Origin of the sequence: Actinoplanes sp. HUAS TT8, from assembly GCF_051380535.1 — a bacterium.
Taxonomy (GTDB): domain Bacteria; phylum Actinomycetota; class Actinomycetes; order Mycobacteriales; family Micromonosporaceae; genus Actinoplanes.
The window spans coordinates 4,780,154-4,806,255 of sequence record NZ_CP195646.1; the positions used below are offsets into that span (position 1 = coordinate 4,780,154).

A 26,102-nucleotide genomic window follows, 5' to 3' on the forward strand; every position below is an offset into this window, starting at 1 on the left:
TCGGTCAGCGTGCCCGACCCGGCCACGATCTTGCCCACTCCGGCCGGGCCGGGCTGGACGCGGGCCGGACCCAGCGACTAGAAATGTGAACATGCCCGGCTTTTGCGTCACGTTCCGGATGTGCCGCTGAGTGATGGATCTTCGACTGCTGGGGCCGGTGCACGCGGTCCGGGACACCACCGAGATCAGCCTCGGGTCCGCGCGCAGCACCGCCGTGCTCTGCGTGCTGGCCCTGGACGCCGGCCACGCGGTCTCCCGGGACCGGCTGATCCACGCCGTCTGGGGCGAGGACGCGCCGGCCAGCGCGATGGGCAATGTCTACACGTATGTGAACGCGCTGCGGCGGATGCTGGACGGGCTGATCGACTCCGGCGGCGGGACCTATCGGCTGAATCTGCCGGTGGAGTCGATCGACGCGCACCGGTTCGAGGCGCTGCGGGAGACCGCCCGGCGGCACCGGGCCGCCGGTGACGCCGAGGCCGAACTGGCCGCGGTGCGGGCCGCCGGCGCCCTGTGGCGCGGCGACGCCCTGGCCGGGGTGCCCGGGCCGTTCGCCGAGGCGCACCGGCTGCGGCTGACCGAACTGCGGATCGCCACCGCCGAACGTCACGCGGCGCTGCTGACCGCGGCCGACCGGCACGAGGAGGCCACCGACGTGCTGCGGGCGCTGGTGACGGCGTACCCGGGACGCGAGGACCTGCGGGCGATGCTGGCCGGGGCGCTGCGCCCGGCCTGGCGGCAGGTGCCGATGACGGTGACCCCGTTCGCCGGTGTCCCGTCGCTCGGGCCGCACCGCACTCACCCGGAGGTCGAGCGACCCTCGTTGATCGGCCGGCAGCACGAGATCGACCGGCTCCGGCGGATCGTCGCCGACGCCGCCGGTGGGCGGGGCCACAGCGTGCGGGTCGAGGGGCCGGCCGGGATCGGCAAGTCGGCGCTGCTCACCGTGGCGCTGCGGGACGCCGTACCGAAGCAATGTCTTCTGGGTTGGGTTGTCGGTGACGAGTTGTCCGGCCGGGCGCCGCTCGGGTTGCTGCTGGAGTGTGTGGACAGCGCGCTGGCCGGAACGCCGGCCCGGCATCTGGCCGCCCAGCTGGTCACCGTGGCCGGCGACGCCACGCACACCGCGCCCGAGGCCACCGTGGCCGAGGCGGTCGAGCTGGTCGTGCGGGCCGCGCGGGAGGCGCCGCTGCTGCTGGTCGCCGACGACCTGCACTGGGCCGACCCGCTCACCCGGCAGATCTGGGACGAGCTCGGGCGGCGGACCGCCGAGGTGCCGCTGGTGCTGGTCGCCGCGGTGCGGACCGGGTCGGCCGGGGCGCACGCGCTCTCCGTCGGCGAGGTGCTGGCGGTGCCGGCGCTGGATCCGGCCGCAGCGGCGGCGCTGGTGCGGGCGGTCGCGGCCGATCCCCCCGAGGCGCCGCGGCTGGGCCGGATGGTGGACGAGGCCGGCGGCAATCCGTACTACCTGCGGCACCTCGCGGCCGGTGAGACGGTGGCCGGTGGACTGCCCGCGGCCGTCGCCGCGCATCTCGCGCCGTTCGGCGCCGGGACCCGGGAGGTGCTGCGGGCGGCGGCGTTCCTGAGCGCGTACGAGCTGGCGGTCCCCGGATCGCAGCCGGTCGGGTGCTCGCGGGCATCACTCGCCGCCGCCACCGACCGTACTCCGGCCGACCTGTCCCGGGAGCTCGCGCCCGCGCTGGCCGCCGGCCTGCTGGTCACCAGCGGCGAACGGGTGGTGTTCGCCCACCGGGTGGTCGCCCGCACCCTGCACGAGGGGACGCCGGCCGCCCTGCGGGTCCCGGTGCACCGGTCGCTCGGGCTGCGGCTGGCCGAGGCCGGCGCACCGCCCGAGGAGGTGGTGGTGCAGTTCCTGGCCGGGAAGGTGCCGTTCGACACGGCGATCGGGGCCTGGCTGGCCGAGCACGTGTCCCGGCTGGCCGAGCGCGCCCCGATGATCACCCTGACCGTGCTGCACCGGGCCCACGCCGAGCCCGGCCTCGACCCGGAACTGCAGGTGCCGCTGACCGCGTGGCTGGCCCGGCTGCTGCTGCGGCACGAGCGCAACGCCGCCGTGCCGGCCGCCTGGGTGGCCGCGCGGACCACCGATCCGCAGGTCGAGGGCGAGATGCTGTGGATCGCGGCGCGCACCCACGAACGCCGCGACGAGCCGGAGACCGCGGCGGCGATCGCGCACGGGGCCCTGCGGGCCGGCCGGATCGCGCCCGAGTGGACCGAGCAGATCCGGGAACTGCTGGACCGGATCCGGCCGCGGCTGCCCGGCGACCCGACCGAGCCGCACATCCGGCGTCGCCCGGTCGTGGACGGTGATCGATGAGCGATGCACCGGTGCTGCGTGTCTCGGTCCTCGGGCCGGTCCGGGCCTGGGCCGGCGACCGGGAGGTGCCGCTCGGCCCGGCCCGGCAGCGGGCGGTCTTCGCCGGCCTGGCCACGGCGACCCGCCCGCTCGGGCGCGACGAGCTGATCGAGAGTGTCTGGGGTGCCGCGGCGCCGGCCACCGCGACCGGCAACCTCTACACGTACGTCTCCGGGTTGCGCCGGGCGCTCGGGCCCGGGCTGCTCACCTCCGGTCCGGCCGGGTACGCCCTGCGCCTGTCCCCCGCCGACGTGGACAGCGTCCACTTCGACCGGCTCTGCGCCGAGGCCGCCGGGCAGCGTGACGCCGGGCGCAACACCGAGGCGGCCGCGACCCTGGACGAGGCGCTGCGCCTGTGGCACGGGGAGGCGTACGCCGGGCTGACCGGCCACCGCTTCGAACTGGAACGCGCCCGCCTGGCCGAGCGCCGGCTGGCCGCGGCCGAGCAGCGCGCCCGGGTGCTGGCCGAGCTGGGCGACGACAGCGTGGTGGCCGAGCTGGCCGGGCTGGTCCGCGACCATCCGCTGCACGAGCCGCTGCACGCGTTGCTGGTCGGCGCCCTGCACCGGGCCGGGCGGCGCGACGCGGCCCAGGCGGCCTACCGGGCGGCCCGGGAGATCCTGCACACCGAACTCGGCGTCGTGCCGGGACCGGAACTGGCCGCGCTGCACGAACGGATCGTGGCCGCCCCGGCCGGTCCGCCGGCTCCGGACCGGGCGCCGCTGCTGCGGATCCTGCCCGATACGGTGGCCCGCGACCTGGAAAGCAAGCCGCGCAACCGGGTGCCGGGCGGGCGCGACGCCGAACTGAACCGGTTGCACGGCCTGGTCACCGTGCTCGCCGCGGGCCGGGGCCGGGCGGTGTGGATCGAGGGCGAGCCCGGGATCGGCAAGAGTGAGCTGATCGCCGCCGCGTTCGCCGGTGTCGGTGCCCGCGGCTGCCAGCTGGCCTGGAGCATCGCCGGGGGCGACGACACGGTGAGCCGCGCGCTGGGGCGGCCCGGGCCGGACGGGGACGATCTGCCGGCGTACGTCCGGAAGTTGTGTTCCGATGCTCCTCTGGTGTTGATCGCCGACGAGCTGGACCGGGCCGGCGACGCCAGCCTGGAGGTCTGGGAACGGCTGACCGCCATCACCCGGCGGCTGCCGCTGCTGCTGGTCGCCGCGACCCGGCCGGGCACGCACGAGGGCCGGCTGGCCGGGCCGCGCCGCGGCGTGCAGACCCGCCGGGGACACCTGATGCATCTCGGCCCGCTGCCCACCGAGGCGATCGAACGGCTCGTCGCCGACCTGGCCGGCGCGCCCGCGGGACCGAATCTGGCCACCGTCGTCCCGCTGTCCGGCGGCAATCCGCGCTACGCCCGGGAGATGACCACCGAGCTGCTGCGGCGCGGTGTCGTCGAGGTGAGCGGTGGAGTCGCCGAGATCCCCGGCTTCTCGCTGGTCCAGGCCCCGGCGTCGCTGCTGGCCACGGTCGGCTCGACGATCCTGGGGCTGTCCCCGGGCACCCGTGACGTGCTGCGGTCGGCCGCCCTGCTCGGACCCCGGTTCGCCGTCGACGACCTGGCCGCGGTCACCGGCCGGTCACCGCTCGGGCTGCTGTCCACGCTGGAGGAGGCGTTCGCCGCCGACGTGATCGCCGACGCCGGCACCGACCTGGCCTTCCGGCATCCGGTGCTGCGCCAGGCGCTGTACGAGAGCATCCCGGCCACCGACCGTCCCGCCCTGCACCGGCACACCGCCGAGGTGCTGCATCGCGGCGGCAGCCCGGTGACCCGGGTCGCCGAGCAGCTGATCGCCCACGGCCTGGTCGTCGACGCCTGGACGGTGTCCTGGCTGACCGAGCAGCACACCGAGCTGGCCCGCCGGGCCCCGCAGGTCGCGGCCGGGCTGCTGCACCGGGCCCTGGACTCTCGCGTGCCCGACGCGCGGCAACGCGAACAGTTGCTGGTCGCCGCGGTGCGACTGGACTTCCGGCACGAGCGGCGCCCGCTGGAACGCGCCCGGGAGGCGGCCCGGCTGGCCACCGACCCGGCCGAGCGCGCCGAGATGCGCCACCTGCTGGCCGGCATGCTCGACCGCCACGGCGAGACCGCGGCCGCCGTCGCCGTCCTGGCCGGCTCGCTGTCCGACCCGCGGGTGCCCGCGCTCTGGCGGACCCGGCACCAGGTGCTGCTGGCGAACTTCCGGCGCGGGCCGCTCGACGATCTGGACGAGGCCGACCGGTCGGCGCGGGCCCGCAACGACGCCGCGCTGGCCGAGGGCAAACCGTACGAGGCGGTGTACGCCCTGCAGACCAGCTGGCTGACCCATTCCATCCGCCGCGACCACGAGCGGGCCCTGGAGTACGTCGATCGCGCGCTGGACATCATGCGCGACCACCCCACGTTCACCGCCATGTACCTGGACCTGCTCGACAACCGGACGTTCACCCTGCAGAACCTGGATCGGCTGACCGACGCCGAGGGCACCCTGCGCGAGGGCGCGCTGTTCGCCCTGCGCCACCGGTTGCCGTCCGGCCTGCACGTCGCCTCGGCCGTGCAGCACTACTGGCGCGGCCGCTGGGACGACGCCCTGGCCGAGGTCGGCACGGTCACCGGCGGGCCGCGGTCCACGCTGCTCGGGATGCGGGAGCCGGCCGCGGTCACCACGCTGCTGCACGGGGTGGCCGCGCTGATCGCCGCCCAGCGCGGTGATCCGGTGCTGACCGGCGGGCACCTGAACCGGGCCGAGGCGCTGCCGGCCAGCGACGCGGAACGGGAGAGCACCGATTTCCAGCTGGTCGCCCGGGCGCTCGCGGCCGAGCAGCAGGGCCGGGCCGACGACGCGGTCCGGATGCTGGAGCCGCTTCTGGTGCCCGACTTCGCGCCGCTGATGCTGCGCCACCAGTGGTTGCCGTACCTGACCCGCCTCGCCCTGGACCGCGGGCACCGCGACATCGCCGAACGGGCCACCGCCCTCTGCCTTGAGGAAGCCACCAAGGAGGTACGGCGGGCCCGGGCGTACGCCGCCGCCGAACGCTGCCGGGCGCTGCTGACCGGGGACCCGGAGCCGGCGCTGGCCGCGGCCGGGCACTACCGCGGGGTCGGCCGGGTCGTCGAACTGGCGGTCACCCTGGAGGATGCGGCGGTGCTGCTGGCGGCGAACCGGCGACCGCACGAGGCGGCCCGGGCCGGCGGGGAGGCGGTCGAGCTGCACGTCGTGCTGGGCGCCCGCTGGAACGAGCGGCGCACCCGGGACCGGCTCGCCGAGTACGGCGTCGAACCGGCGGCTCAGCGCACCTCGATCTCGAACAGCGAGTAGCCGTACGCGCTGTTGCGCTTGGTGCCGTACAACCGGACATACCGGCCGGGGACCTGGTCGAGCGGGACGGTCACGGTGCCGCCCACACCCGACGTCGTCGAGTAGACGGTCGTCCACTTCGTCTTGTCGGCCGAGACCTGCACCCGGTAGGCCACGCCGTACGCGTGCTCCCAGCGCAGCACGACCTGGTCGAGCCGGTAGCGGGCGCCGAGGTCGACGGTGAGCCACTGCGGGTCGCTGAACGCACTGCTCCAGCGGGTGGCCGGGTCGCCGTCGACGGCGTAGCCGGCCGCGTACGGGTCGCCCTCGCTGCCCGATGTGGTCACCGGGCGGCCCAGCGCCAGGTTGCGGCCGGACGGGTTGCTCCGCCCCGTCGGCGTGGCCTTGGCCGTGGCCACTCGAGTCGTCTGTACCGGGGTCGGGACCGCGGCCGGCACCGACGACATGGCCGAAGGCGGCTGCACGGCCACCTCGGGCGCTCCGCCGGAAAACGTCACGGCGACCGCGGCCGTCGCGAGAATCGTGGCCACGATCGCGGCCACGGTCACCGCCCGCCGCCTCCCCCGGGCCGGCGGGGCCGGCGGGGCCGGCGGAACCGGCACCGGGCGGTCGCCGACGAGCATGCTGAGCAGCTCCTGCGCGGTCGGCCGGTCGGCCGGCTCCTTGGCCAGGGCCAGCCGCACCGGCGCGAGCAGCGGCTCCGGCAACCCGTCGAGGTTCGGCTCCTGGCTGAGGATCCGGCCGACCGTCGCCGACGGCGAGTCACCGCGGAACGGCGTCTGGCCGGTCCCGGCGTACGTCATCAGGCAGCCCCAGGCGAACACGTCGGCGGCCGGCGTCAGCGTCCCGGACGGATCGGCCGAGAAACGCTCCGGCGCCATGTACGGCACGGTCCCGACCAGCACGTCGGCCTGCGTATGCCGGCTGGTCGCCTCGAACGCCCGGGCGATCCCGAAGTCGATCACCTTGGGGCTGCCCGGCGGCAGCAGCACGTTGTCCGGTTTCAGGTCCCGGTGGATGACCCCGGCGCCGTGGATGCCGGCCAGCGCCGTCGCCAGCCCGACCGCGAGCGACTCGAGGGCGCTGCCGCGCAGCGGGCCGCGCTCCTCGACGACGTCCTCCAGGCTGGGGCCGTCGACGTACTCGGTGACCAGGTACGGCGGGTCGTGCTCGAGGTCGGCGCCGAGGAACCCGGCGGTGCAGAACGACGGCACCTCCCGGACCCGTTCCACCTCGCTGCGGAACCGGCCGGAGAACTCCGGGTCGGAGGCGAGGGCGGCGTGGACGAGCTTGATCGCCACGTGCGTGCCGCCGGCGCTCTTCGCGAGGTACACCACCCCCATGCCACCCGAGCCGAGGCGGCCGACGAGCCGGTACTCACCCAGCCGGTCCGGGTCGGACGACCGCAGCGGTCTGACGCGGTAGGCCGCTTCCACACACTCTCCTCAGCGCCTCGCGCTATCCGTGGGGAGCGAGATCATCCCACGCTGCCCGGCACCAACAGCACCAGGGCACCATCAGCTTGCGGCCGCAACATCGCCCTCCGCCGTGATCTCGACGTCGACCGGCGCCACCGACAGCGGCGTCACCACCGGATGCTCCGCGGTGTCCACGGTCAGCGCGGCCAGCGCACCCCGGTTGATCTTCGCGGTGGCGCCCTCGGTCCACTCACCGCCGTCCACCGCGGTCACCAGCGGCTGCCTGATCCGGGTGGGCATTTCTACCGGTACGCCGCCGACGGGCGCGGACTGCCCGGCCCGGGACGCCTCCACCAGGACGCCGAAGTCGCGCATCCCCTCGTCGAGCCGGGCCCGCAGGTCGGTCGCCAGCTCCCGCATCCGCCGGGTCCGCGCGGCCACGGTGTCGTCGTAGAAGAGCACCAACCGGTCCGGGTCCAGGGCCACGTCCCGGACCCGGCCGGCGCCGGCCGGCAGTTTTGGCGGGCGCACCCAGAGCCCGGCCTGGACGATCTCGACGACCGCGTCCGGGGCGTACCAGTAGACCCGCTCGTCGACCTGCTCGGCGCCGGTGATCGGCGGCCGGTGCCGCAGCACCCGCGGCCGGATCGCCTCGCCGCCGGCTTTGCGCGGGGAAAACCCCAATTCGATCGCGTACGGCTCCCAGCCCAGCACGCCGTCGGTACGTACCGCCTTGACCTCCGTCCGGTACGGGCTGCCCACCGGCACGCCGCTGTAACAGACCACCGGGTTCTCCAGCACGTCGGCCAGGGTCTGCCCGAACGAGCGGCCGGGGTGCAGCTGGACCTCGCCGTACTGGACGAACCGGGCCCGTTCCCGGTGGGCCGGGGCCAGGTCACGCCAGAACCGGATGATGTCGTCGAGGTGCAGTGTGCCCGTTCCGGGGCAACCGACCAGCACGGTCATCGCGTGGTCGGTGCAGGGCACGTCGGCGACGAGGCGGTTGCGGTGCCGGGCCAGTACGGCCGGATCGCCGGTCGGCCGGACCCAGAGGCCACCGGGCAGCGGCTCGATCTCGCCGCTGGCGCTGGACGCGGTCACGTCGGTGACCGCGGCGTCCCACGGCGGGGCCGGGAAACGCTTGCCCAGCAGGACCGGGGCCTTGCCGCGGCGGAACTGCACCCAGCCGCTGCCGGCCGCCGAGTCGACGAACAGCGTGCCCGCGGCGCCCCGGACCAGGACGCCGTCCGGGGCCACGACCGTACGGTTCAGGCGCTCGGAGAGCCACTGGCCGACCAGCGCGGCCATGCCCCGATGCTGACCGCAGGCCATGATCCGCAGGCCACGGCGGCGACGGGGCAGCGCCGCCGCGATCGACTCCCAGGAACTGGTCGGCAGGCCGGCGCCCAGGTCGAGCACGACGATGTCGTGCTCGGGGTCGGCCGCCACCGCGAGGGCCAGGTTCTGCGCCTCCGCGCTGATCTTGTCCGTCCCGTGCAGGACCAGGGCGTGGCCGACGGTGTGCCGGGCCATCTCCCCCGCGTCGTCGCCGCCCCGGAGCAGTCCTCTTATGCCGAAAACCATGTGCGGCTACCTCGATATCTCGCTCGGAGCTAACCCACCGACGCCAGGCCACCCTCGGCCCGGTCGGTGAGTCCGTACGCGGTCAGGCCGCCGACGTCGGCGACGGTCAGAGTGCGGGCCGCGGCCGTGCGCGCGAGCGCCGCCGAGAGCCGGTGGGCCGCGACCACGGTCGGCTCGGGCAGGGTGGTGACCAGCCCGGCCAGCGACGCCCGGACGTCGTCGGGCACCTCGTGGCCGCGCCGGACCAGGTAGCCCACCGCGATCTCGGCCAGTTCGGCCGCGGTGAAGGCCGGGAAGTCCCACTGCTCGGCGAACCCGTCGCGCAACGCCGGCACCTGCCGGAACAGTCCGGCCAGCGCGGCCGGTTCGCCGGTCAGCACCACCACCGGATCGCCCGGGGCGGCCAGCACCTCGGCGAGGGCCTCGGCCACCTCGACCGCGTGGTGGTCGTCGCCGTCGAGGTCGTAGTCGACGACCAGCACCCCGGCCCGGGCGTCGTCGACCGCCCGGGCGACCAGGCTGCGGGCCTGGCCGGGCCACTGCGCGCCGAGCTCGCGGGAGAACGCGACCGGCACCACGTGACCGGACGGGAGCACGCCGAGCTCGGCCAGCGCCTGGGCGTAGAGCCGGGCGATCTCGTGCCGGCCGCTGCCACGCCGCCCGGCCAGGATGACGTTGCCCTGGTCGGCGTAGCCGCGGCGACGGTTCTTGAGGTCGGCCAGGCGCAGCACGTTCGCGCCGGCCGCCTGCCGGACCCCGACCAGACCGGCCAGTTCGCCGAGGCGACGCCAGGCGTGACTGGCGGCCAGCGCCGCGGACGGATCGGTGGCCGCGTCCGGTTGGGCCGCGGCCGGCTGCGGCTCCCGCAACTGGGCGATCTCGGGTTCCAGGTCGGCGGCGGTGAGCCGGTTCAGCTCGGTGTCGCGCGACGGCGGGGCCAGCGCGAACCGGGACGCCTGGTTGTTGACGACCGCCTCGAACAGTTTGCGGGCGACCCGGCCGTTGCCGAAGGTCGGGCCCTTCGGCACCCGCTCGAAGTACGTGTACAGCGACTGGACCGCGTCGTCGGTCAGCTCGTAGTAGTGCTTGCGGCACAGGTTGGTGGCGATGGTGACCAGCTCGTCGACGCTGTAGTTGGGGAACTCGACGGTCCGGGTGAACCGGGAGGCCAGACCGGGGTTGGACGCCAGGAACTGCTCCATCAGCTCGGAGTAGCCGGCGACGATGACGACCAGCTCGTCCCGGTGGTCCTCCATCATCTTCATCAGCGCGTCGATGGCCTCCTGGCCGAAGTCCGGACCGGAGCCGCCGGAACCCGCGCTCAGCGTGTACGCCTCGTCGATGAAGAGCACCCCGCCGATCGCCTTGGTGATCAGCTCGGTGGTCTTGATCGCGGTCGAGCCGATGTACTGCCCGACCAGGTCGGCGCGGGCCGCCTCGACCATGTGGCCGCGCGAGAGCACCCCCAGCTCGGCCAGGACCGTGCCGTAGAGCCGGGCGACCGTGGTCTTGCCGGTGCCGGGCGGCCCGGCGAAGACCAGGTGCCGGCTCATCGGCGGCATCGGCAGGCCCATCCCGCGGCGCATCTCCGACATCTTGATCAGGTTGATCAGGCCGGTGACCTCTTTCTTCACCCCGTCCAGACCGATCAGCGAGTCGAGTTCCCCGAGCGCGCCGGTGAGTTCGGCCGCCGGCGCCGGATCGGCCGCGGCCGGGACCGGGTCGGGGGCCGGCGGGCCCGAGTCCAGGGTGTCCACCGTGACCTGATGACGCTGCGGCCGGCGTACGGCCTCACCGCCGCTGCCCTGGATCGTGCAGCCGCTGAGCCGGCTGGGCTGCTCGGAGTCGATGCGCACACCGTCGCCCGCGCTGTCGAGCACCTCGCACTCGCTGAGCGTGATCGCCCCACCGGCGTCGACCCGGACCCCGTCCCGGCGCGCGGAACGGATCCGGGTCCGGGTCGCGGTGAGCGTGGCCCCGGCGCCGACCAGGATGCCGTCGGACTGCGGCTGGTGCACCTCGCTGTCGCGTACGCTCGCCTGCGCGCCGTCCCCGACCAGCAGGCCGCCGCCGCTGAGCCGGACCGCGACCAGCGACGCGGCGCCGGTCCCGGTGACGCCGACCGCGTGCTCGGCGGTCGTGGTGACCCGGCTGTCCTCGACGGTGACCCGGCCCTCGATCACCTGGATCCCGGCGGCCCGGCCGGCCTCGATCGTGGCGCTGCGGACGGTGGCCCGGCCGGCACTCTCGACGACCACCCCGGCGCCCTCGGTGATCTCCGCGTGCAGGCGGGTGAACGCGACCTCGGAAGCGCCGACGGTGGCGACCCGCTCGGTGGTGCCGGTGACCGTCAGGCCCTCGAACCGCGGTGCCGCCTCGCCGTCGGCGACGACCCCGATCGGGCTGTCGGCCACCACGCAGTCGGTCAGATGCGGGACGGCGCCGTCGGTGGCCCGGATCGCGATCCGGCCGGCCTGCCGGAACGTGCAGCCGGTGAACCGGGCCGACGACCCGCCGGCCAGGTGCGCGGAGTGCGCGCCGGCCCCGGTGAACGTCGACCGGCCGATCCGGACCGGGCCGGTGCCGCGCAGGAACAGGTCGACGTTGGCGCTGCCGGTGACCGTGAGCCGCTCGGCGGTCAGCCCGGCCCGTTGCTCGACCACCACGGCCGGTTTGGCCGCGTCGACGATCTCGCAGTCCTCCAGGACACAGACGGCGTCGCCGTTGACGCAGACACCGTTGCCGGCCACGCCGATCGCCCGGCAGCGGCGCAGGGTGAGCCGGCCGGTCTCGGTGACCACCACGGCCGACGAGGCGACGTCCTGGAAGACGGTGTCCTCGATGGTGCTGGCCCGCTCGGCGGTGACCACCACCCCGGCGCCCGTGGCGCTGCTGATCGTGCAGCCGCGAGCCGCGATCGAGCCCTGCAGGCGGGCCAGGACGGTGGTCCACGACCGGCTCTCGACCCGGCAGCCGTCCAGCGCGACCTCGCCGCTGTAGACGTCGACCGCGGCCAGGCTCTCGTCGTCGCAGATCAGGTGCAGACCGCGCAGTGAGACACCGGCGCCGTTGACCACCAGGACACTGCCGGACGCGGCGTGCACCACCACCGACTCCGCGGCGTCGGCGGCGACGATGCTGACCCGTTTGCTGATCTCGAGGTTCTCCTCGTACCGGCCGGCGTGCACCGAGATGGTGACGTCGTCGCCGGCCCGGGCGAGCGCGGCGGCGATCGTGGGCAGCGCGCCCGGCTCGCCGCCGCCGACCACGAGCACCTGGCGGTTCATCGGCTCTCCTCCGAACTCTCGGCCAGACCCGGGACGGCATGGAACCGCGGGCGGGCGGCCGCCCCGATCCGCGACGGCGACTCGGCGTCGGCCCAGCGCGTGGCGTAGGCGTTCAGGGACTTGACGGCCAACTCGTCGAAGGACGTCCGGTTGTCCCGTACGCGGCCATCGGGGTTGATCTCGCTCGCGCCGACCTCACGCAGCAGCAACCGCCCGCGCCGGTCACCCGCCGGTTCCTTCCGTTCCAGAATCTTGAAGCTGGTGCCCGGCAGGAACAACACCCGGCTGCCCGCATGGTCGTCGTCGCTCGGCTCCAGCAGCTCGGTCCGGCGCGCGGTCATCGCCCAGATCAGCACGTCGGTGTCGCCGGACAGGTCGCCGCTCGGCTCGATCAGGGCGTTCAGGAAGCCCCACTCGGTCAGCATGATGCGCCCGGCCAGCAGCTCCCACTGATCGGCCGTGAGCGAGGTGGCCAGCCAGCTCGCGCCCCGGTGCGACGGCAGGCGGGTCAGACCGGCGACCGCGCAGCGCGCCAGCGGGACGTGCGGTCCCTTGCGCGCCGAACGCAGCGCCGCATCGATCACGCGGCCCTTGGCCGACAGGTACAACCGGACCGCGACCGAGTCGGTGAGCGCGTCGTCCGGGCTGATGCCCTCACCACGCAGGAGCACCGGGTGCTGCGAGAGAACCCGCGAAACCGTGGTCGCGACCAGGTCGAACTCCTTGCTCAGGGTGCGGCGCAGCCAGGCCCGCTCCTCGGTGAGACCGCGGCCCGGCGGCGGCAGGGCCGAGGTGGCGCGGTCCGGGATCGGCTGGAGACGGGGGCGCGGCCGCTGCGAAGGCGGCGGCATCGCCGCTGGTCGCGCTTCAATTGTTTCCCGTACGGCGATAGCCGGCGGCTCGGCGGCCGGACCGTCCCCGGTCGGCGTCTCCGCGGTCGGGGCGCCCACCGTCGGCGCGTCCCCGGTTGGGGCGTCCCCGGTCGGGGCGTCAACGGTCGGGGACGAGCCGGCCAGGATCGCCTGGATCGGCATGTCCATGACCGGCTCGACCGGCGACAGGGCGGATGGCGCGAGGGGCGGTGGCACCACTGCGGGTTCCCGGGATCGGGGCACCAGCAGCGGGGGCGGGGGCGGCAGCACGAACGCCGGGTCCGGCTCCGGGAGAGCGGGCACAGGTGCCATGGGCGGCGTCTCCTCGGCCCAGTCCGAGGCCGCGACCTGCGGAATCGGCAGCGCCGGAGTGACGGGTGCGGGGGTCGGCGCGACCGAGGCCGGAGCCAGCGGCGGCGGCGCCTGAACCGGCGTGCCCGGCACCGTCTCCTCGGCCGAGAACGGCGTCGGCGCCTCCTCCCCGATCGTGCCCACGGCCCGCGCGGGCCCCCGCGACGACGCCGCCACCACGGCCGAGGCGGCCAGCAGTTCGGTGCGTTCCCGGGTCGCCGGGTCCAGTTGCGCGGCGACGTCGGCGGCCAGGGTCCGCATCCGTTTCGCGCGGGGACCGTTGGCGTCGTCGAAGACCAGGGCCGGACGTTCCGGGTCGGCCAGCGCGGCCCGGATCCGGTCGGCGTCGCGCGGCGCCTCGCTCGGGCGCAGCCACAGACCGGACTGGAGTACTTCGACGACCGCGTCCTCGGCGTACCAGTAGACCCCGGCGCCGAGCTCCTCCCCCAGTTCGAGGGGGATGCGGTGCCGAATGATCCGGGGGCTGGGCGCGGGCGCCGACGGCCGTTCCCGCGGCGTGTAGGCCAACTCCTCGGCGAACGACTGCCAGCACAGCCGGCCGTCCTCGTCGACGGTGAACAGCTGCGGGCGGGCCGGCGGGCCGACCGGCACGCCGCTGTAGCAGACCACCGGGGTGCCCAGCGCGTCGGCGACCGCCTGCCCGAACGGGTCCCGGCCGGGGACGTCGATCGGGCCGTACCCGACGAACCGGACCCGACGGCGGTCCTCCTCGCCGAGCCGGCGCCAGAAGCGGTGCACGTCGTCCAGGGGAAGTTTGCCGGTGCCGGGGCAGCCGAGCAGGACGACCAGGATGCCGGGCTGGCAGGGCACGTTGGCGTGCAGCCACTCGCGATGCGGCTGGATCGCCTCGCCGGCGGTGCTGTCGTGGATCCAGACGCCGCCCGGGATCGGCTCGGCGACGCCGGTGGAACTGGTCGGGTTGGCCTCGGCGGCCAGCCCGTCCCACTCCGGGCGGGGGAAGCGTTTGCCCTCCCACTGCGGCTCCCGGCCGGGCCGGTACCGGATCCAGCCGGTGCCGGCGCCGGAGTGCACGAACAGGGCCCCGCCGGCGGCCCGCAGCACGGTGCCGTGCGGGGCGACGACGGTCCGGTTGAGCCGTTCGGACAGCCACTGGCCGACCAGGCTGCTCGGCTCGGCGTTGTCCCCGCAGATCACCAACCGGATACCGGCCCGCCGTCGGCGCGGCAGCGCCTGGGCGACCGACTCCCAGGTGAGCACCGACATCCGTCCCGGCGCGTCGAGGACGACCACGTCGTTCTCCGGGTCCTGGGCCACGTTCATGGCCAGGGACTGCGCCTGCGGGCTGATCTGTTCGGTGGAGTAGAGCACGTAGGCGTTGCCGACGGTGTGCAACGGCATGCCCCGACTGCCCTTGCCCCGCCACGACGACAGCACGGCCATCGGTTACCTCCCCGGCTCGGAGCTGGCGCCGGCGCTGGAGGGCGGCGGCTTGAGGGTCTTGAGCTGAACGTTGCCGGGCGTGGTGGGCGCCTGAGGAACGGTCGGCCCGACCCCGGCCCCGGCCGAGGTGGCGATCGCCTCGATCGCGAGGTCCGGCCCGCTGGTGATCCGCTGCAGCAGGGCGCGCGGGAACGGCACCTGGTATCCGTCGACCAGCCCGAGCGCCGAGGTCGCCTTCTTGTCGGTCAGGTGGTACTTCTGCCCCTGGTCGGCGATCAGGTACGGATCCGGCGGGCTGCTCGCGCTCGCCGGTGGGATCGGGTACACGACCATCCCGGTGCCGGCCGGCAGCCGTACGCTCGCAGTCCCGTCCTGAGCCAGCGCGGCGTTGCCCGGCGCGGTCACCACGACCCGGCTGTCGACGCTGTTCTTGCCGGACGGCGTCTGCCGCTGGCAGAGCACGAGTCCGGAGCCGTCCAGCGCGGTGGCCTCGGCCAGGCCGTCGAACGGCCCGGTCAGCGACCGATCATCGGAGCGCGGCGCGGCGGCGACCGCGGCGGCGTCCAATGCGACCGGCCGGGTGTGGTACGCCGCCTGCAGGAGCAGAAGCATGGTCCGGTTGACCGCGGTGAGCCCGTCCTCGCGCAGCACGAAGTACTGCTCACCGCCGTTGGCCGCCTGGCTGAACAGCGCGCCCGCCTTGACCCGGCGCCCGTCCACGGTGACCTCGGCCTGGCCGGCACCCGCGATCTTCGGCACCTCGATCGGGTCGCCGGCCGGGACCATCTCGGTCCACGCCGCCGGGGCCGGGATCGGCACCGCGCTGGTCGCGCCGAGCGCCACCGGGATGCTCGGATCGGTGATCAGGTGCCGGCGCCCCGACCAGATCAGATACTCCTTCGACCCGGACGCGACCAGGGCGAACCGGTCTGCCGGCAGCTCGGCCGCGGGCGCCGCCGGGTCCAGGTTGATGCCGATCTGGTCGCCCGCCGACGCGTTGACCGAGCCGCCCAGGCAGGCCAGCCACGGGCCGCGCAGCATGTCGCCGGCCGAGGACGGCATCAGCTGCGGGGCGCCCGGGATGCCGATCGGCGCACCGACCGGAACGTCCTTGAGGGAGTTGCGGGAGACCAGCTGGATCTTCGCGCCGCCGTTGAGGATCATCGCCGAGGCCAGGTTCAGGGTCGGGAAGAGCCGGCCGTCGAGATAGACGTACCGGGTGCCGGACTCCTTCTCCACGATGATCGAACCGCCCTTGCGCCACGAGTTGTTGCCGCCCGGGACGATCCAGCCGTACACGCCGAAGCAGACCACGACCAGCAGTCCGATGACGACGCCGACGGCCAGCCCGATGCTCGTGCGGCGCATCGGGTTCTCGGCCATCGACGGGTCGCCCAGCAGCAGGGCCGAGCTCATCCGGGCCATCTGGAACTGGTGCGCGTGCACGTGGTCACGTTGGGTCTGCATGCTCCTCCTATCCGAACAGGCCGCGGGCCCACGCGTACGTGTGCATCAGCTGCAGGGCGATCGGCAGGATCGCGACGCCGGCGATCACGTCGAAGACGGTCGCGGTGAACTCCCAGATCGGCAGCAGCCGCCGTGGCCACGGCCGCATCGCGGCCAGCACGGTCACGACCAGCAGGACGAGCAGGAACAGCAGGATGACGACGAGCCAGCCGGCCGTGGCCGCCCCGGCCGCCGCCAGCAGCAGCATGACCACCCCGGCGCCGCCGCTCGCGGTCAGCGCCACCCGCTGCCACACGTTGAGCAGCACCCGGGCGCGCAGCAGCAGCCCGGCCGACAGGACCGTGGGCAGCGCCCAGGACGCCCAGCCGCCGGCCGGCAGGATCACCGTGTAGAGCACCGGCAGGGCGACGCTGACACAGACGACCAGCACGCTCAGATAGTTCTGGGCGGCGTGGGCCCGGCGTTCCATCTCCTCGGCCGGGTACGGCTCGATGTCGAACTGCAGCTCCCGGCCGGTCTTCGGCAGTTGCGGGCCGCGCAGCCGGCCGGCCCGCAGCACCAGGTTCGGCGCGAACAGCACGAACGCGAACAGGATCACGGCACCCAGGGCGGCCGCCCCGGCCGCGTCCATCCCGGCCATCCGCCGCAGACCGATCACGCCGTCGACCACCGCGCCCAGACCGGAGATGCTCAGGAAGACCGGGTAGAGCAGGGTCGGCGCCCACAGGCGCTGCACCACGACCAGCGTCAGCGCGACCCCGGCGGCAGTTCCGGCGCCCGCAGCCGGCCCGGCGTCCGGCCCGGCCGCGTCGGCGACCGTGACCCCGGCCAGCAGGATCGCCGAGAGCCCGAACAGGGTGGACAGTGCCCGGTCGCCGAGGTTGCGGGCGTAGAGCACCGCGGCGATCAGCAGGCCGGCCGCGACACCACCGCCCACGCCGACCTGCAGCGACAGCGAACCGGCGTGCCGCAGAACGACGGTGAGCAGCAGGACGACCGCGGCCGAGACGCCGATGAACAGCGGCCGCCGGTACTCCGGCTGCCACTTGTCGCGCCGCTCGTTGACCGTCTCGGCGATGCCCTCGGAGATGTCGTCGAAGTGCATCTCGGGCAGCTGATTCTCGACCGGGCGCAGGTAGAGCCGCTCCCCTTCGAGCCAGTCCAGCGACTCCGGGGTGCCGGTCGGGTCGAAGGGCCGCCCGCCCATCCGCTGCAGGACCCAGGACTCCTCGGGCCGGGTCAGGTCGAGCCCGCCCTCGGCGGTGTGCTGCAGCAGCACCGGCAGCAGTGCGGCCACAGTGGTGGTCAGGGGTACGGCGAGGTCCATCCGCCTGTTCGGCCCCTCGACCGAGATCCGGCACAGGTCGCCGTTCAACGCGGTTGTCACGCAAGCATCTTGGACCGCCCGGTCGCCGGGGCCGTAGAACGTTGGCCCATAGGAACCACGGTTGTGCCCCTTGAGCCATATTCACCGTCGTGGGCATCGCCACCGGCTCGCGCGTAGCTCAGGGTGTCACCATGACGATCTTCGTGTCGATCGCGTCGTACCGGGACAGCGAGCTGGTGCCGACGGTGCTGGACATGCTGGCCAAGGCGCGCCGCCCCGAGCGTCTGCGGTTCGGCATCTGCTGGCAGCACGGCGACGACGAGGACATCACCCCCCTGCTGGACCACCCTCAGGTCACCGTCCTGGACGTGAACTGGCGGGACGCGCAGGGCACCTGCTGGGCCCGGGCCGAATGCATGAAGATGTACGACGGCGAGGACCATTACCTGCAGTTCGACAGCCACCACCGGTTCGTGCCGGCCTGGGACGACAAGATCATGCACCAGCTCCGATCCGCCGCGGCCGACAAGCCGGTGCTCTCGGCCTACCTGCCGGTCTACGAGATCGACGAGGAGCCGAACCTCGGCGCCGAACCCCTGGTGCTCACCGCCCTCGACATCGGCGCCGACACCATCCCGCGGGTCTGCCCGATGCCGATCCCCGGCTGGCGCGACCGCGACCGCCCGGTCCGCGCCCGCTTCGTCTCGGGCCACTTCCTGTTCGCCGCCGGCCAGTTCGTCGAAGAGGTCCCCTACGATCCCGAGCTGTACTTCCACGGCGAGGAGATCACCCTTTCGGTACGGGCGTTCACCTGGGGCTGGGACCTGTTCCACCCGATCCGCACGTTCATGTGGCACAACTACGGCGGCTTCTACCGCCGCAAACACTGGGACGACCACCAGCCGGGCGCCGAGGTGTTCAAGAGCTGGGGCGCCCGCGACAAACTGAGCCGGATGACCGCCCGCAACCTCCTCCTGCGCAACCCGACCGGCCCGCTGCGCTGCGGCACCGTCCGCACGGTCGCCGACTTCGAGGCGTACGCCGGAATCAGTTTCAAAGATCGCACGGTCTCGGAGGAAGCCCGGCTGGGCACCGAGCCCGCCGCCTGGGCCCCGGCCCTGGCGCCGGTCTAAACCGTGGCCGGCAGGAGACGCTCTTCGATGCCGACGCCGGTGACCCAGCGGTAGAACAACCGATGCTTCGGCGCGTAGGACCATCCACCGGAACCGCTGTAACTGCTGCCGAAATCGCCGTGCGCCGGTGGGCTCGCGAGATTCAGGTCGGGCATGCGGGACACGATCTCCCCGGTCAACGACACGAGGGATGAGCCGTTGTCGCTCGTCAGCGCGACCAGACAGCCCGACTCGGCGTCGTAATGCAGTTCGCCCTTGACCTCCCCGTCCTGGTTGCGTGGGAACACCTCGCAGTCGACGAGCGAGTTGGGCTCGAGCAATTCGTCCGACGGCGTCTCGGGGATGTCAAAAAACGCCAATTGACGGTACGGGTCGGTGCCGTCCCCTTGTTCGTCCAGCGCGAGCACGAACGTGCGGTCGCCGATGAACGCGCACGGCCGGTCCCAGTTGTAGCCGAACGCCGTCGAAACCGAGACGCCCGTCTCCTCGTACCCGGAAAGGAATGCCTCGGTCGAGAAGACGTTCACGAAATCCACGGGCGACCACGCCCAGCCGTTGCTCAGGAACCGTCGCGAATCAGGCGAGACATGCAGCAGCGAATGGAAATAGTCGATGTAGTTTTGGCTCTCGAAGACCCGGAATCCTCGCTCGTCACTCCGCCCGGTGTCCCGATTGAACACCTCGCGTTCGGTCAGGTTGGCTCCGGTCCACGCGTCGAAGACGTCCAGCCGATTCCATGCCGTCTGAGCGAGCAGCAGCGTTTGCCCGTCCCGCTCCAGAAAGCCGATCGAGTAACTGGACACATCGGAGTGGTAGTCCTCCCGGCGGAGTTCGCGAACCGCCCCGGTCGTGGTGTCGACGAGCGCCGCGTTGACCCCGAACCGCTCGGTCACACAGACCCACGGCCCGTGAACGTAGAGCCGGATCTCCAGTTCCCGGTCCTCGATCCGCCCGTCGCCGGTGCCCTCTCCGGCCTCCCGGACGTTAGGCATCTCGGCAACCACTTCGGCCTGCTCGGTCCCGGCTCCGGTCCGCCACAACCGGCCGTCGGCGAACACGAAATACGAATGCCGGACGTCGTCAGCCGCCGCGACCGCGCGCACCTGCCGATCGGATAGACGTTTCTCCACGCGCGGTATTGCACCAGAGCACCCGACTGCCGCCACGGCTGGGGTGCCACCGCCTAGACCTCGCCGACCTGGATCAGGCGGACCGCGCGCCGGGTGACCAACTGGGCGTGGCCCGGCGGCAGCTTGCAGCCGATCCAGGGCGGTCTCGAGGAAGCCCGCCTCGGCACCGAGCCGGCCGCCCGGGCCCGGCGCTGACCCTCGTCTGAACGGAGGCTCCCCCAGGGGGAGAGTCCAGCGCTTGACCCTCCGGTGCCGCGAGGCCGCACGGTGGGCTCATGACACACCACGACGACCTCCGGTCCGATTCACTTCCCGCCGCTGTCCGCGGTTTCCTCACCGCGCACGTCGTCCGCGACGCCGACACGGCATCGTCGTTCTTCGCCGAGGACGCGGTGGCCGTCGATCAGGGCGAGTCCTTCCGCGGCCGGGAGCAGATCCACACATTCCTGCGCGACGCCGGCTCCGAGTTCGAGTACACGACCGAACGGCTCGGTGCCGCCCGCGTCGACGACGACCACTGGGTGGTGACCCTGCGGCTCGCGGGGACGTTCCCGGGCGGCGTCGCCGAGCTCGACTACCGGTTCACGATCCGGGCGGACGTCATCACCGAACTCGTCATCGCCAACCACGGTTCCTGACCAGCCCGTACCCCGCAAATTTTTCGAGGAGAGAGAATGTCTACGTCAGATCGTGACCGTCTCGACGGACGCCGTGCCCTGGTCACCGGCGGGTCGAAGGGCTCGGGCCGGGCCGTCGTCGAGAGGCTGCGGGAGATGGGCGCCGACGTCTACGTGACGGCCCGGACAATGCCCGACGGCTACGAGCACCCCGACCGGTTCATCGAGGCCGACACCTCGACGGTCGAGGGCGCGAAGGCTGTCGCCGAACGGATGGCCGAGACCGGCGGCGCACTGGACATCCTGGTGCACGTCGTCGGAGGTGCCTCGACGCCGTCCGGCGGGTTCGCGGTCATCACCGAGGAGCAGTGGATGATCGAGCTGAACCTGAACTTCCTCGGAGCGGTGCGGCTCGACCGAGCCCTGCTCCCGGCGATGATCGAGTCCGGGTCGGCGGTCGTGCTGCACTTCACCTCGATCCAGCGGGAACTTCCTCTGCACGACGCGACCCTGGCCTACGCGGCCGCGAAAGCCGCGCTGCGCACCTACAGCAAGGGGCTCGCCAACGAGCTTGGCCCGCGCGGTGTCCGCGTCAACGCGATCAGCCCCGGCGGGATCGAGACGGAGGCCTACGAGAGGCTCGTGGACCGCCTCGCCGACGGCAACGGAATCAGCCGCGAACAGGCCAAGCAGAGCATCTACGACTCCCTCGGCGGCGTACCCCTGGGGCGGTTCGCCAACACCGAGGAGATCGCCGACCTGGTCGGGTTCCTGGTCTCGGACCGCGCCTCGGCCATCGTGGGCGCCGAGTACGTGATCGACGGCGGAACCGTCCCGACCGTCTGAACGCTCCGACGCGGCTGAACGGCGTCGGCGGCCGCCTGGACGAACTCGCGCACCCGGCTGCTCGCATTGGCGGTCGCCCAGTTCGGTCCCGCAACGGCACGTAGGCCAAGTCGGGCCGCGGGTAGAACCGGGCCGCGTGCTCCCCGACCGGAAACACCCCCTGGCCGGCCGCGATCAGCGCGAGCGCCTCGCCGAAGCTGCCCGCCCGCGGCCCCGGCCGGACCGGGTGGCCCTCCGGGGTCCGGTCGGGGACGGGGCACCGCCGACCCTCGATAGGCCGGCCAGCTTCATCTCGGCTCGCCATGCGCGGATCACGGCAAATGAGTACGACTGCACGAGGGCTTGATGCCGCCACCGCCGGGTTGCCGTGTCGATGCGGATCACTCTAGGATTTTGAGGGTGCGTAATCACCGAAATTCCCGCCGTGTCGGTCGGTAACCGTCTCGCACTTGCCGAGATAGGACGGCACCGCTGGGGAGGGTATCGGTGCGGCTGCGGAAATACAGCGGAGCATGTGGCAGAAATGTTTACCACGCTCATTCAAGCCGCAAATCCAGAGGATGTAAGGGAGATCGACTTCTCCGGGCATCTTGAGTCCAACGGTGGGCTGTTCGAGGTGGCGGTGCCGTCGGTGAGCGTCATCCTGGCCGCACTCGCCGCAGACGTGACCGACTTTGCCGAAGTCGAACTGATCTGGCTGCTGGAGTCCTTGGTATCCAGCGATTCTCACTACAGCGAGGAACTCCTAGGGCGCCCCAGCCTTGGGGAAGACTGCCGCGCCCTGGCCCGTGAGGGGGTCTGGGTGATCCTTCGGTACGTTTTTGGCCGCAATCGCGAAGAAGCCGGAAATATACTGTCAATAATCGAACTTGATGGCCCGAGGCGAGACTATTACAGCCGCTTCAGCAACAGCGCTCGAAAACCTCGGCACTGAAACACTTGCTCATGGCAAGCCAAGGTCATCACACGCTCGACGCGCTCTCTTCGGCAGATCAAGGCGCGGAAGCAGGCGCTTAGACCTCCCCGGTCTGGATGAGCCGGACGGCGCGCCGGGTGACCAGCTGGGCGCGACCCGCCGGCAGCTTGCGCGGCGCCGCCTCCCCCAGGAACCGCCCCTCGTCCTTCGGATAAGAGAACAGCGCCGCCGGCGTCCCCAGCTCCCACATCCGCCGGATGGCCGGGTCCATCATGGCCCGCATCGCCCCGGACGTAGTCCGCGCGATGATCAGGTGGAACCCGATAGCCGCGCCTTGGGCGATCAGCGGGATGAGCGGGTCAAGGATCGACCCCATCCCGCCCGGATTGGCCATCATCTCGTAGTCGTCGACCACCACGAACAGTTCCGGCCCTTCCCACCAGTCCCGCTTACGCAGCCGCTCGGAGGCGATGTCCGCCCCGGGCAGCCGGCGCCCCAGCGACACGGACGCCTGTTTGGCCAGTTCAGCCATATTCTGCGCAGTGATCGCATACCCAACGCGATAGTCGGCCGCGATCGCGTTGTCGAGATCCCGCCGGGTGTCCCCGATGACCACCTTGGCCTGCGCCGGCGTATAGCGCCGGGCGATGGCATCGAGCACCAGCCGCAGCATGTTGGTCTTGCCGGTCTCGTTGTCGCCGAGCACCAGCAGGTGCGGCGTGACCATGAAGTCGTGCCACACCTCGGCCAGCCGCAGTTCGTCGTGGCCGAGGCAGACCTGGAATTCCGGTTTCGGCCCGGGCAGCCGGGCGGCGGGCAGCCGGGCCGGCAGCAACCGGACCGGCGGCGCCGGGTCGCCCGGCCAGAACGTGCTGATCTCTTCGACGATCGTCTTGGTCGCCTCGGGCAGGTCGTCGGTGGCGGTCCGCCCGTCGAGCCGGGGCAGCGCGGCCAGGAAGTGCAGCCCGGCGGCGGTGATGCCGCGTCCGGGCTGGTTGGGCACCGAGGCCGCCTTGCGGGAGCCGACCTCGGACTCCATCGAGTCGCCGAGCCGCAGCTCCAGTTTGGTGCCGAGCAGGTCGCGCACCCAGGTGCGGATCTCGGACCACCGATTGGCGGTGACCATCACGTGGATGCCGAACGACAGACCGCGCGAGGCCAGTTCACCGAACTGCTGGTCGAGTTCCATGAAGTCCTGTTTCATGGTGAACCAGCCGTCGACGATCAGGAACACCCGCCCGTGCGGGTCCTGGATGCGGCCCTGGGCGCGCGCCGCCAGGTAGGCGTTGATCGACTCGAATCCGTGCTCGGCGAACGCCGCTTCCCGCAGCTCCAGGACGGCCCGCAGTTCCTGGATGGTCCGGACCACCCGGTCGCGTTCCATCCGGGTGGCGATCGAGCCGACGTGCGGCAGCCCGGTCAGCGACATGATGCCGCCGCCACCGAAGTCGAGCCCGTAGAACTGGACCTCCTGCGGGGTGTGGGTCAGCGCCAGCGCCAGCACCAGCGTGCGCAGCAGGGTGGATTTGCCGCTCTGCGGGGCGCCGGCGATGCCGACGTGCCCGTCGGCGCCGCTCAGGTCGGCGATGAGCAGGTCGCGCAGCTGCTCGCTGGGCCGGTCGACGACTCCGACCGGCACCCGCAGCCGGCCGTGCATCTCGGCCGGCTCGACGGTCATTCCGCGCATCGGGTCGGGCACGACGCTGGGCAGCAGCGAGTCCAGGCTGGGGGCCTCGGCCAGCGGCGGCAGCCAGATCTGGCGGGCCGGCGCCCCGGCCCCCTCCAGCCGGTCGATGATCACGTTCATCAGCCGCACCTCGTCGGACGTGGCGACGGGTTCGACCGGGCGCACGGCCTCGGTCTCGGGTTCGGGGCGCCGCCGCCGGATCATGCCGCTGGCGGTGGTGAACGGCACGACCTCGACCAGCGCGCGGGCGTGCGGCTCGCCGTCGGCGCCCGGGGCGCTGCGCTCGTACGGGCCGGACACGTAGGCGCCCTTGAACCGGATCAGGCTGGTGATGTCCACCTTGAGGAAGCCGTTGCCGGGTTCGGAGGGCAGTTCGTAGGCGCTGCCGACGCCGATCACCGACCGTGATTCCATGGAGGAGAAGGTCCGAAGGGCGATCCGGTACGACAGGTGCCCCTCGACCCGGTTGATCCGTCCCTCGTCGAGCCGTTGCGAGGCCAGCAGCAGGTGCACGCCGAGGCTGCGCCCGAGCCGGCCGATCGACACGAACAGGTCCATGAACTCCGGTTTGCTGGAGAGCAGTTCGCTGAACTCGTCCACGACCAGCAGCAGCACCGGGAACGGGGCGAGCGGGGCGCCGGCCGCGCGGGCCTTCTCGTACTCGAACAGCGATGCGTATCCGGCCGCCCGCAGCAGTTCCTGCCGCCGGGTCATCTCCCCGTTGAGCGCGTCCTGCATCCGGTCGACCAGCGGCAGTTCGTCCTGCAGGTTGGTGATCACCGCCGAGGTGTGCGGGAGCCGATCCATGCCCAGGAACGTCGCGCCGCCCTTGAAGTCGACCAGGACCAGGTTGAGGATCTCCGACGAGTGGGTCATGGCCAGGGCGCAGACCAGCGTGCGCAGCAGCTCGCTCTTGCCCGAGCCGGTCGCGCCGATCAGCAGGCCGTGCGGGCCCATGCCGCCCTGCGCCGACTCCTTGAGGTCCAGCTCGACGACCTCGCCGTCCTCGGTGACCCCGATCGGCACCTGCAGCCGGGCCCGCTGCGCCTGCCGGGACCGCCACAGCCCGGGCACGTCGAACGTGTACGCGTCGCGCACCCCGAGCAGCGTGGTCAGCTCGAAGTCGCTGCTCATCGGCTCGTCGACCAGTTCCAGGGTGCCGCTGGTCCGCTTCGGGGCGAGGATCCGGGCCAGCGTCTCGGCCTCGTCGAGGCTGAGCGTGTCCGGCACCGCGCTGCCCGTGGTCGCACCGGCCGGGAACTCCACCCGCTCGCCGTCCACGGTCAGCCGCAGCACGCGCGGGCCGCCGGGCAGGTCGTTGGTCAGGTCGAGCAGGCCCACGTTGCGGATGCCCTCGCCGAGCAGGCGCGAGCTTTCCGGGATGGCCGTGTGGTGGGCGACGACGAGGATGTACGGCTCGGTCGCGCTCGGCACCACCGACTTGTCCAGGTCCCCGCGGTCGGTGACGTCGGGCCCGAGCAGCTCGAACAGCTGATCGTGGTCGTCGGCGAACAGCCGCACCGGCCCGGCCGCGTCCTCGGCGGCCGGGTGCGCGCTGTGCGGCAGCCACTTGATCCAGTCCCAGTGTTTCTCCCGCTCGGCCGGCCCGCACAGCACGGCGACCCGGAACTCGTCCGGGGCGTGGAACGTGACCAGCTGGGCGATCATCGCGCGGGCCAGCCCGAGCGTGCGTTCCAGTTCGCCCTCCAGCTCGATGCTGGTGAAGCTGCGTGCGCCGACCGCGATCGGCACCCCGGACACGGTCCGGTAGGCCTCGCCGAAGCGGCGCAGCGAGATCGACGACAGTGGTTCCAGGTCCTCGATCGGTTTGGTCGACGGCGCCACGTACTTCACCGACGAGCCCTGCCGGCCCAGTCCGATCCGGACCCGGCCGAAGTCCTCGTGGCTGGGCCGCCGCTCCCAGATCCGGGTGCCCATCGCGATCGACCAGAGCGCGCCCGGGTCCGGGTTGTTCCAGAGCACCGACTGCCGCTGCTCCTGCGCCGACTGCCGCGCCTTCTTGCGGATCTGTGCGATGTAGCGCAGGAAGTCGCGCCGCTCGCTGCGCATCTTCGTCTTGCGTTCGGCGGCGTTGCGCCCGATCTGCATCGCGCCCATGCCGGCCATGCCGACCGCCATGACGATGCCCATCACGTACATCACCGGCGACCGGTTGGACATGCCGTAGAGCAGGAACATGCCGCCCATGCCCAGGCCCATCGGGATGACCATCATGAACGCCCGGAAGTCGGGCTGGGCCGGTTCGGCCATCACCGGCGGCTCCTGCAGTTCCACCTGGCCGTCGGGCAGCTTCGGCGGATCCACCCGGGGCGGGCGTTTGACAGTGACGATGCTCATCGTGCTCG

General features: G+C 72.7%; 14 protein-coding genes. 6 read left to right on the forward strand and 8 right to left on the reverse strand.

All coding sequences use genetic code 11. The annotated features are described in order from the left end of the window. Window positions 1-133 precede the first annotated feature (133 nt). Together ACSHV8_RS21605 and ACSHV8_RS21610 are read left to right on the forward strand one after the other, a co-directional pair. A complete protein-coding gene (locus ACSHV8_RS21605; RefSeq protein ID WP_436535553.1) occupies window positions 134-2,338 on the forward strand; it encodes an AAA family ATPase in 2,205 nt (734 codons plus the stop codon). Continuing rightward, window positions 2,335-5,679 (forward strand): BTAD domain-containing putative transcriptional regulator, encoded by a 3,345-nt coding sequence (locus ACSHV8_RS21610; protein WP_436535554.1) that lies wholly within the window; start codon window positions 2,335-2,337, stop codon window positions 5,677-5,679. Before ACSHV8_RS21605 ends, ACSHV8_RS21610 begins: the two co-directional genes overlap by 4 nt. On the opposite strand, the gene ACSHV8_RS21615 is transcribed toward ACSHV8_RS21610, so the two are convergent. The 6 genes from ACSHV8_RS21615 to eccD form a co-directional block, all read right to left on the reverse strand. Beyond that, entirely contained in the window at window positions 5,649-7,115 is a 1,467-nt protein-coding gene (locus tag ACSHV8_RS21615; protein WP_436535555.1) for a protein kinase domain-containing protein, read from the reverse strand. The two genes, ACSHV8_RS21610 and ACSHV8_RS21615, sit on opposite strands and share 31 nt — an antisense overlap. Before the next feature lie 81 nt (window positions 7,116-7,196). Further along, window positions 7,197-8,681, reverse strand: coding sequence for a hypothetical protein (locus ACSHV8_RS21620; protein WP_436535556.1), 1,485 nt, complete (start codon window positions 8,679-8,681; stop codon window positions 7,197-7,199). Between the two features lie 29 nt (window positions 8,682-8,710). Then, a complete protein-coding gene (locus ACSHV8_RS21625; protein ID WP_436535557.1) occupies window positions 8,711-11,968 on the reverse strand; it encodes a right-handed parallel beta-helix repeat-containing protein in 3,258 nt (1,085 codons plus the stop codon). Next, the gene (locus tag ACSHV8_RS21630) at window positions 11,965-14,613 is read right to left on the reverse strand and encodes a hypothetical protein (RefSeq protein ID WP_436535558.1); all 2,649 of its coding nucleotides are present in this window, start codon (window positions 14,611-14,613) and stop codon (window positions 11,965-11,967) included. The genes ACSHV8_RS21625 and ACSHV8_RS21630 overlap by 4 nt, the downstream gene beginning before the upstream one ends. A 3-nt stretch (window positions 14,614-14,616) precedes the next feature. Beyond that, window positions 14,617-16,080 carry a type VII secretion protein EccB gene (gene eccB / locus ACSHV8_RS21635; protein WP_436535559.1) on the reverse strand — a complete coding sequence of 488 codons (1,464 nt, stop codon included), beginning with the start codon at window positions 16,078-16,080 and terminating at the stop codon, window positions 14,617-14,619. Between the two features lie 7 nt (window positions 16,081-16,087). Next, the gene (gene eccD / locus ACSHV8_RS21640) at window positions 16,088-17,467 is read right to left on the reverse strand and encodes a type VII secretion integral membrane protein EccD (protein ID WP_436535560.1); all 1,380 of its coding nucleotides are present in this window, start codon (window positions 17,465-17,467) and stop codon (window positions 16,088-16,090) included. A 131-nt stretch (window positions 17,468-17,598) separates the two neighbouring features. Between eccD and ACSHV8_RS21645 the strand changes: the two genes are divergently transcribed. Then, window positions 17,599-18,540 carry a GlcNAc-transferase family protein gene (locus tag ACSHV8_RS21645; protein WP_436535561.1) on the forward strand — a complete coding sequence of 314 codons (942 nt, stop codon included), beginning with the start codon at window positions 17,599-17,601 and terminating at the stop codon, window positions 18,538-18,540. Here ACSHV8_RS21645 and ACSHV8_RS21650 read toward each other — a convergent pair. After that, a complete protein-coding gene (locus ACSHV8_RS21650) occupies window positions 18,537-19,670 on the reverse strand; it encodes a hypothetical protein (RefSeq protein ID WP_436535562.1) in 1,134 nt (377 codons plus the stop codon). The two genes, ACSHV8_RS21645 and ACSHV8_RS21650, sit on opposite strands and share 4 nt — an antisense overlap. A 275-nt stretch (window positions 19,671-19,945) precedes the next feature. Between ACSHV8_RS21650 and ACSHV8_RS21655 the strand changes: the two genes are divergently transcribed. From ACSHV8_RS21655 to ACSHV8_RS21665, 3 genes are all read left to right on the forward strand, one after another. Next, window positions 19,946-20,308 carry a nuclear transport factor 2 family protein gene (locus ACSHV8_RS21655; RefSeq protein WP_436535563.1) on the forward strand — a complete coding sequence of 121 codons (363 nt, stop codon included), beginning with the start codon at window positions 19,946-19,948 and terminating at the stop codon, window positions 20,306-20,308. Between the two features lie 36 nt (window positions 20,309-20,344). Further along, entirely contained in the window at window positions 20,345-21,133 is a 789-nt protein-coding gene (locus ACSHV8_RS21660) for an SDR family oxidoreductase (protein ID WP_436535564.1), read from the forward strand. 514 nt (window positions 21,134-21,647) lie between these two features. Beyond that, entirely contained in the window at window positions 21,648-22,067 is a 420-nt protein-coding gene (locus ACSHV8_RS21665; protein WP_436535565.1) for a hypothetical protein, read from the forward strand. A 79-nt stretch (window positions 22,068-22,146) separates the two neighbouring features. On the opposite strand, the gene eccCa is transcribed toward ACSHV8_RS21665, so the two are convergent. Continuing rightward, window positions 22,147-26,094 (reverse strand): type VII secretion protein EccCa, encoded by a 3,948-nt coding sequence (gene eccCa, locus ACSHV8_RS21670; protein ID WP_436535566.1) that lies wholly within the window; start codon window positions 26,092-26,094, stop codon window positions 22,147-22,149. Window positions 26,095-26,102: the final 8 nt, after the last annotated feature.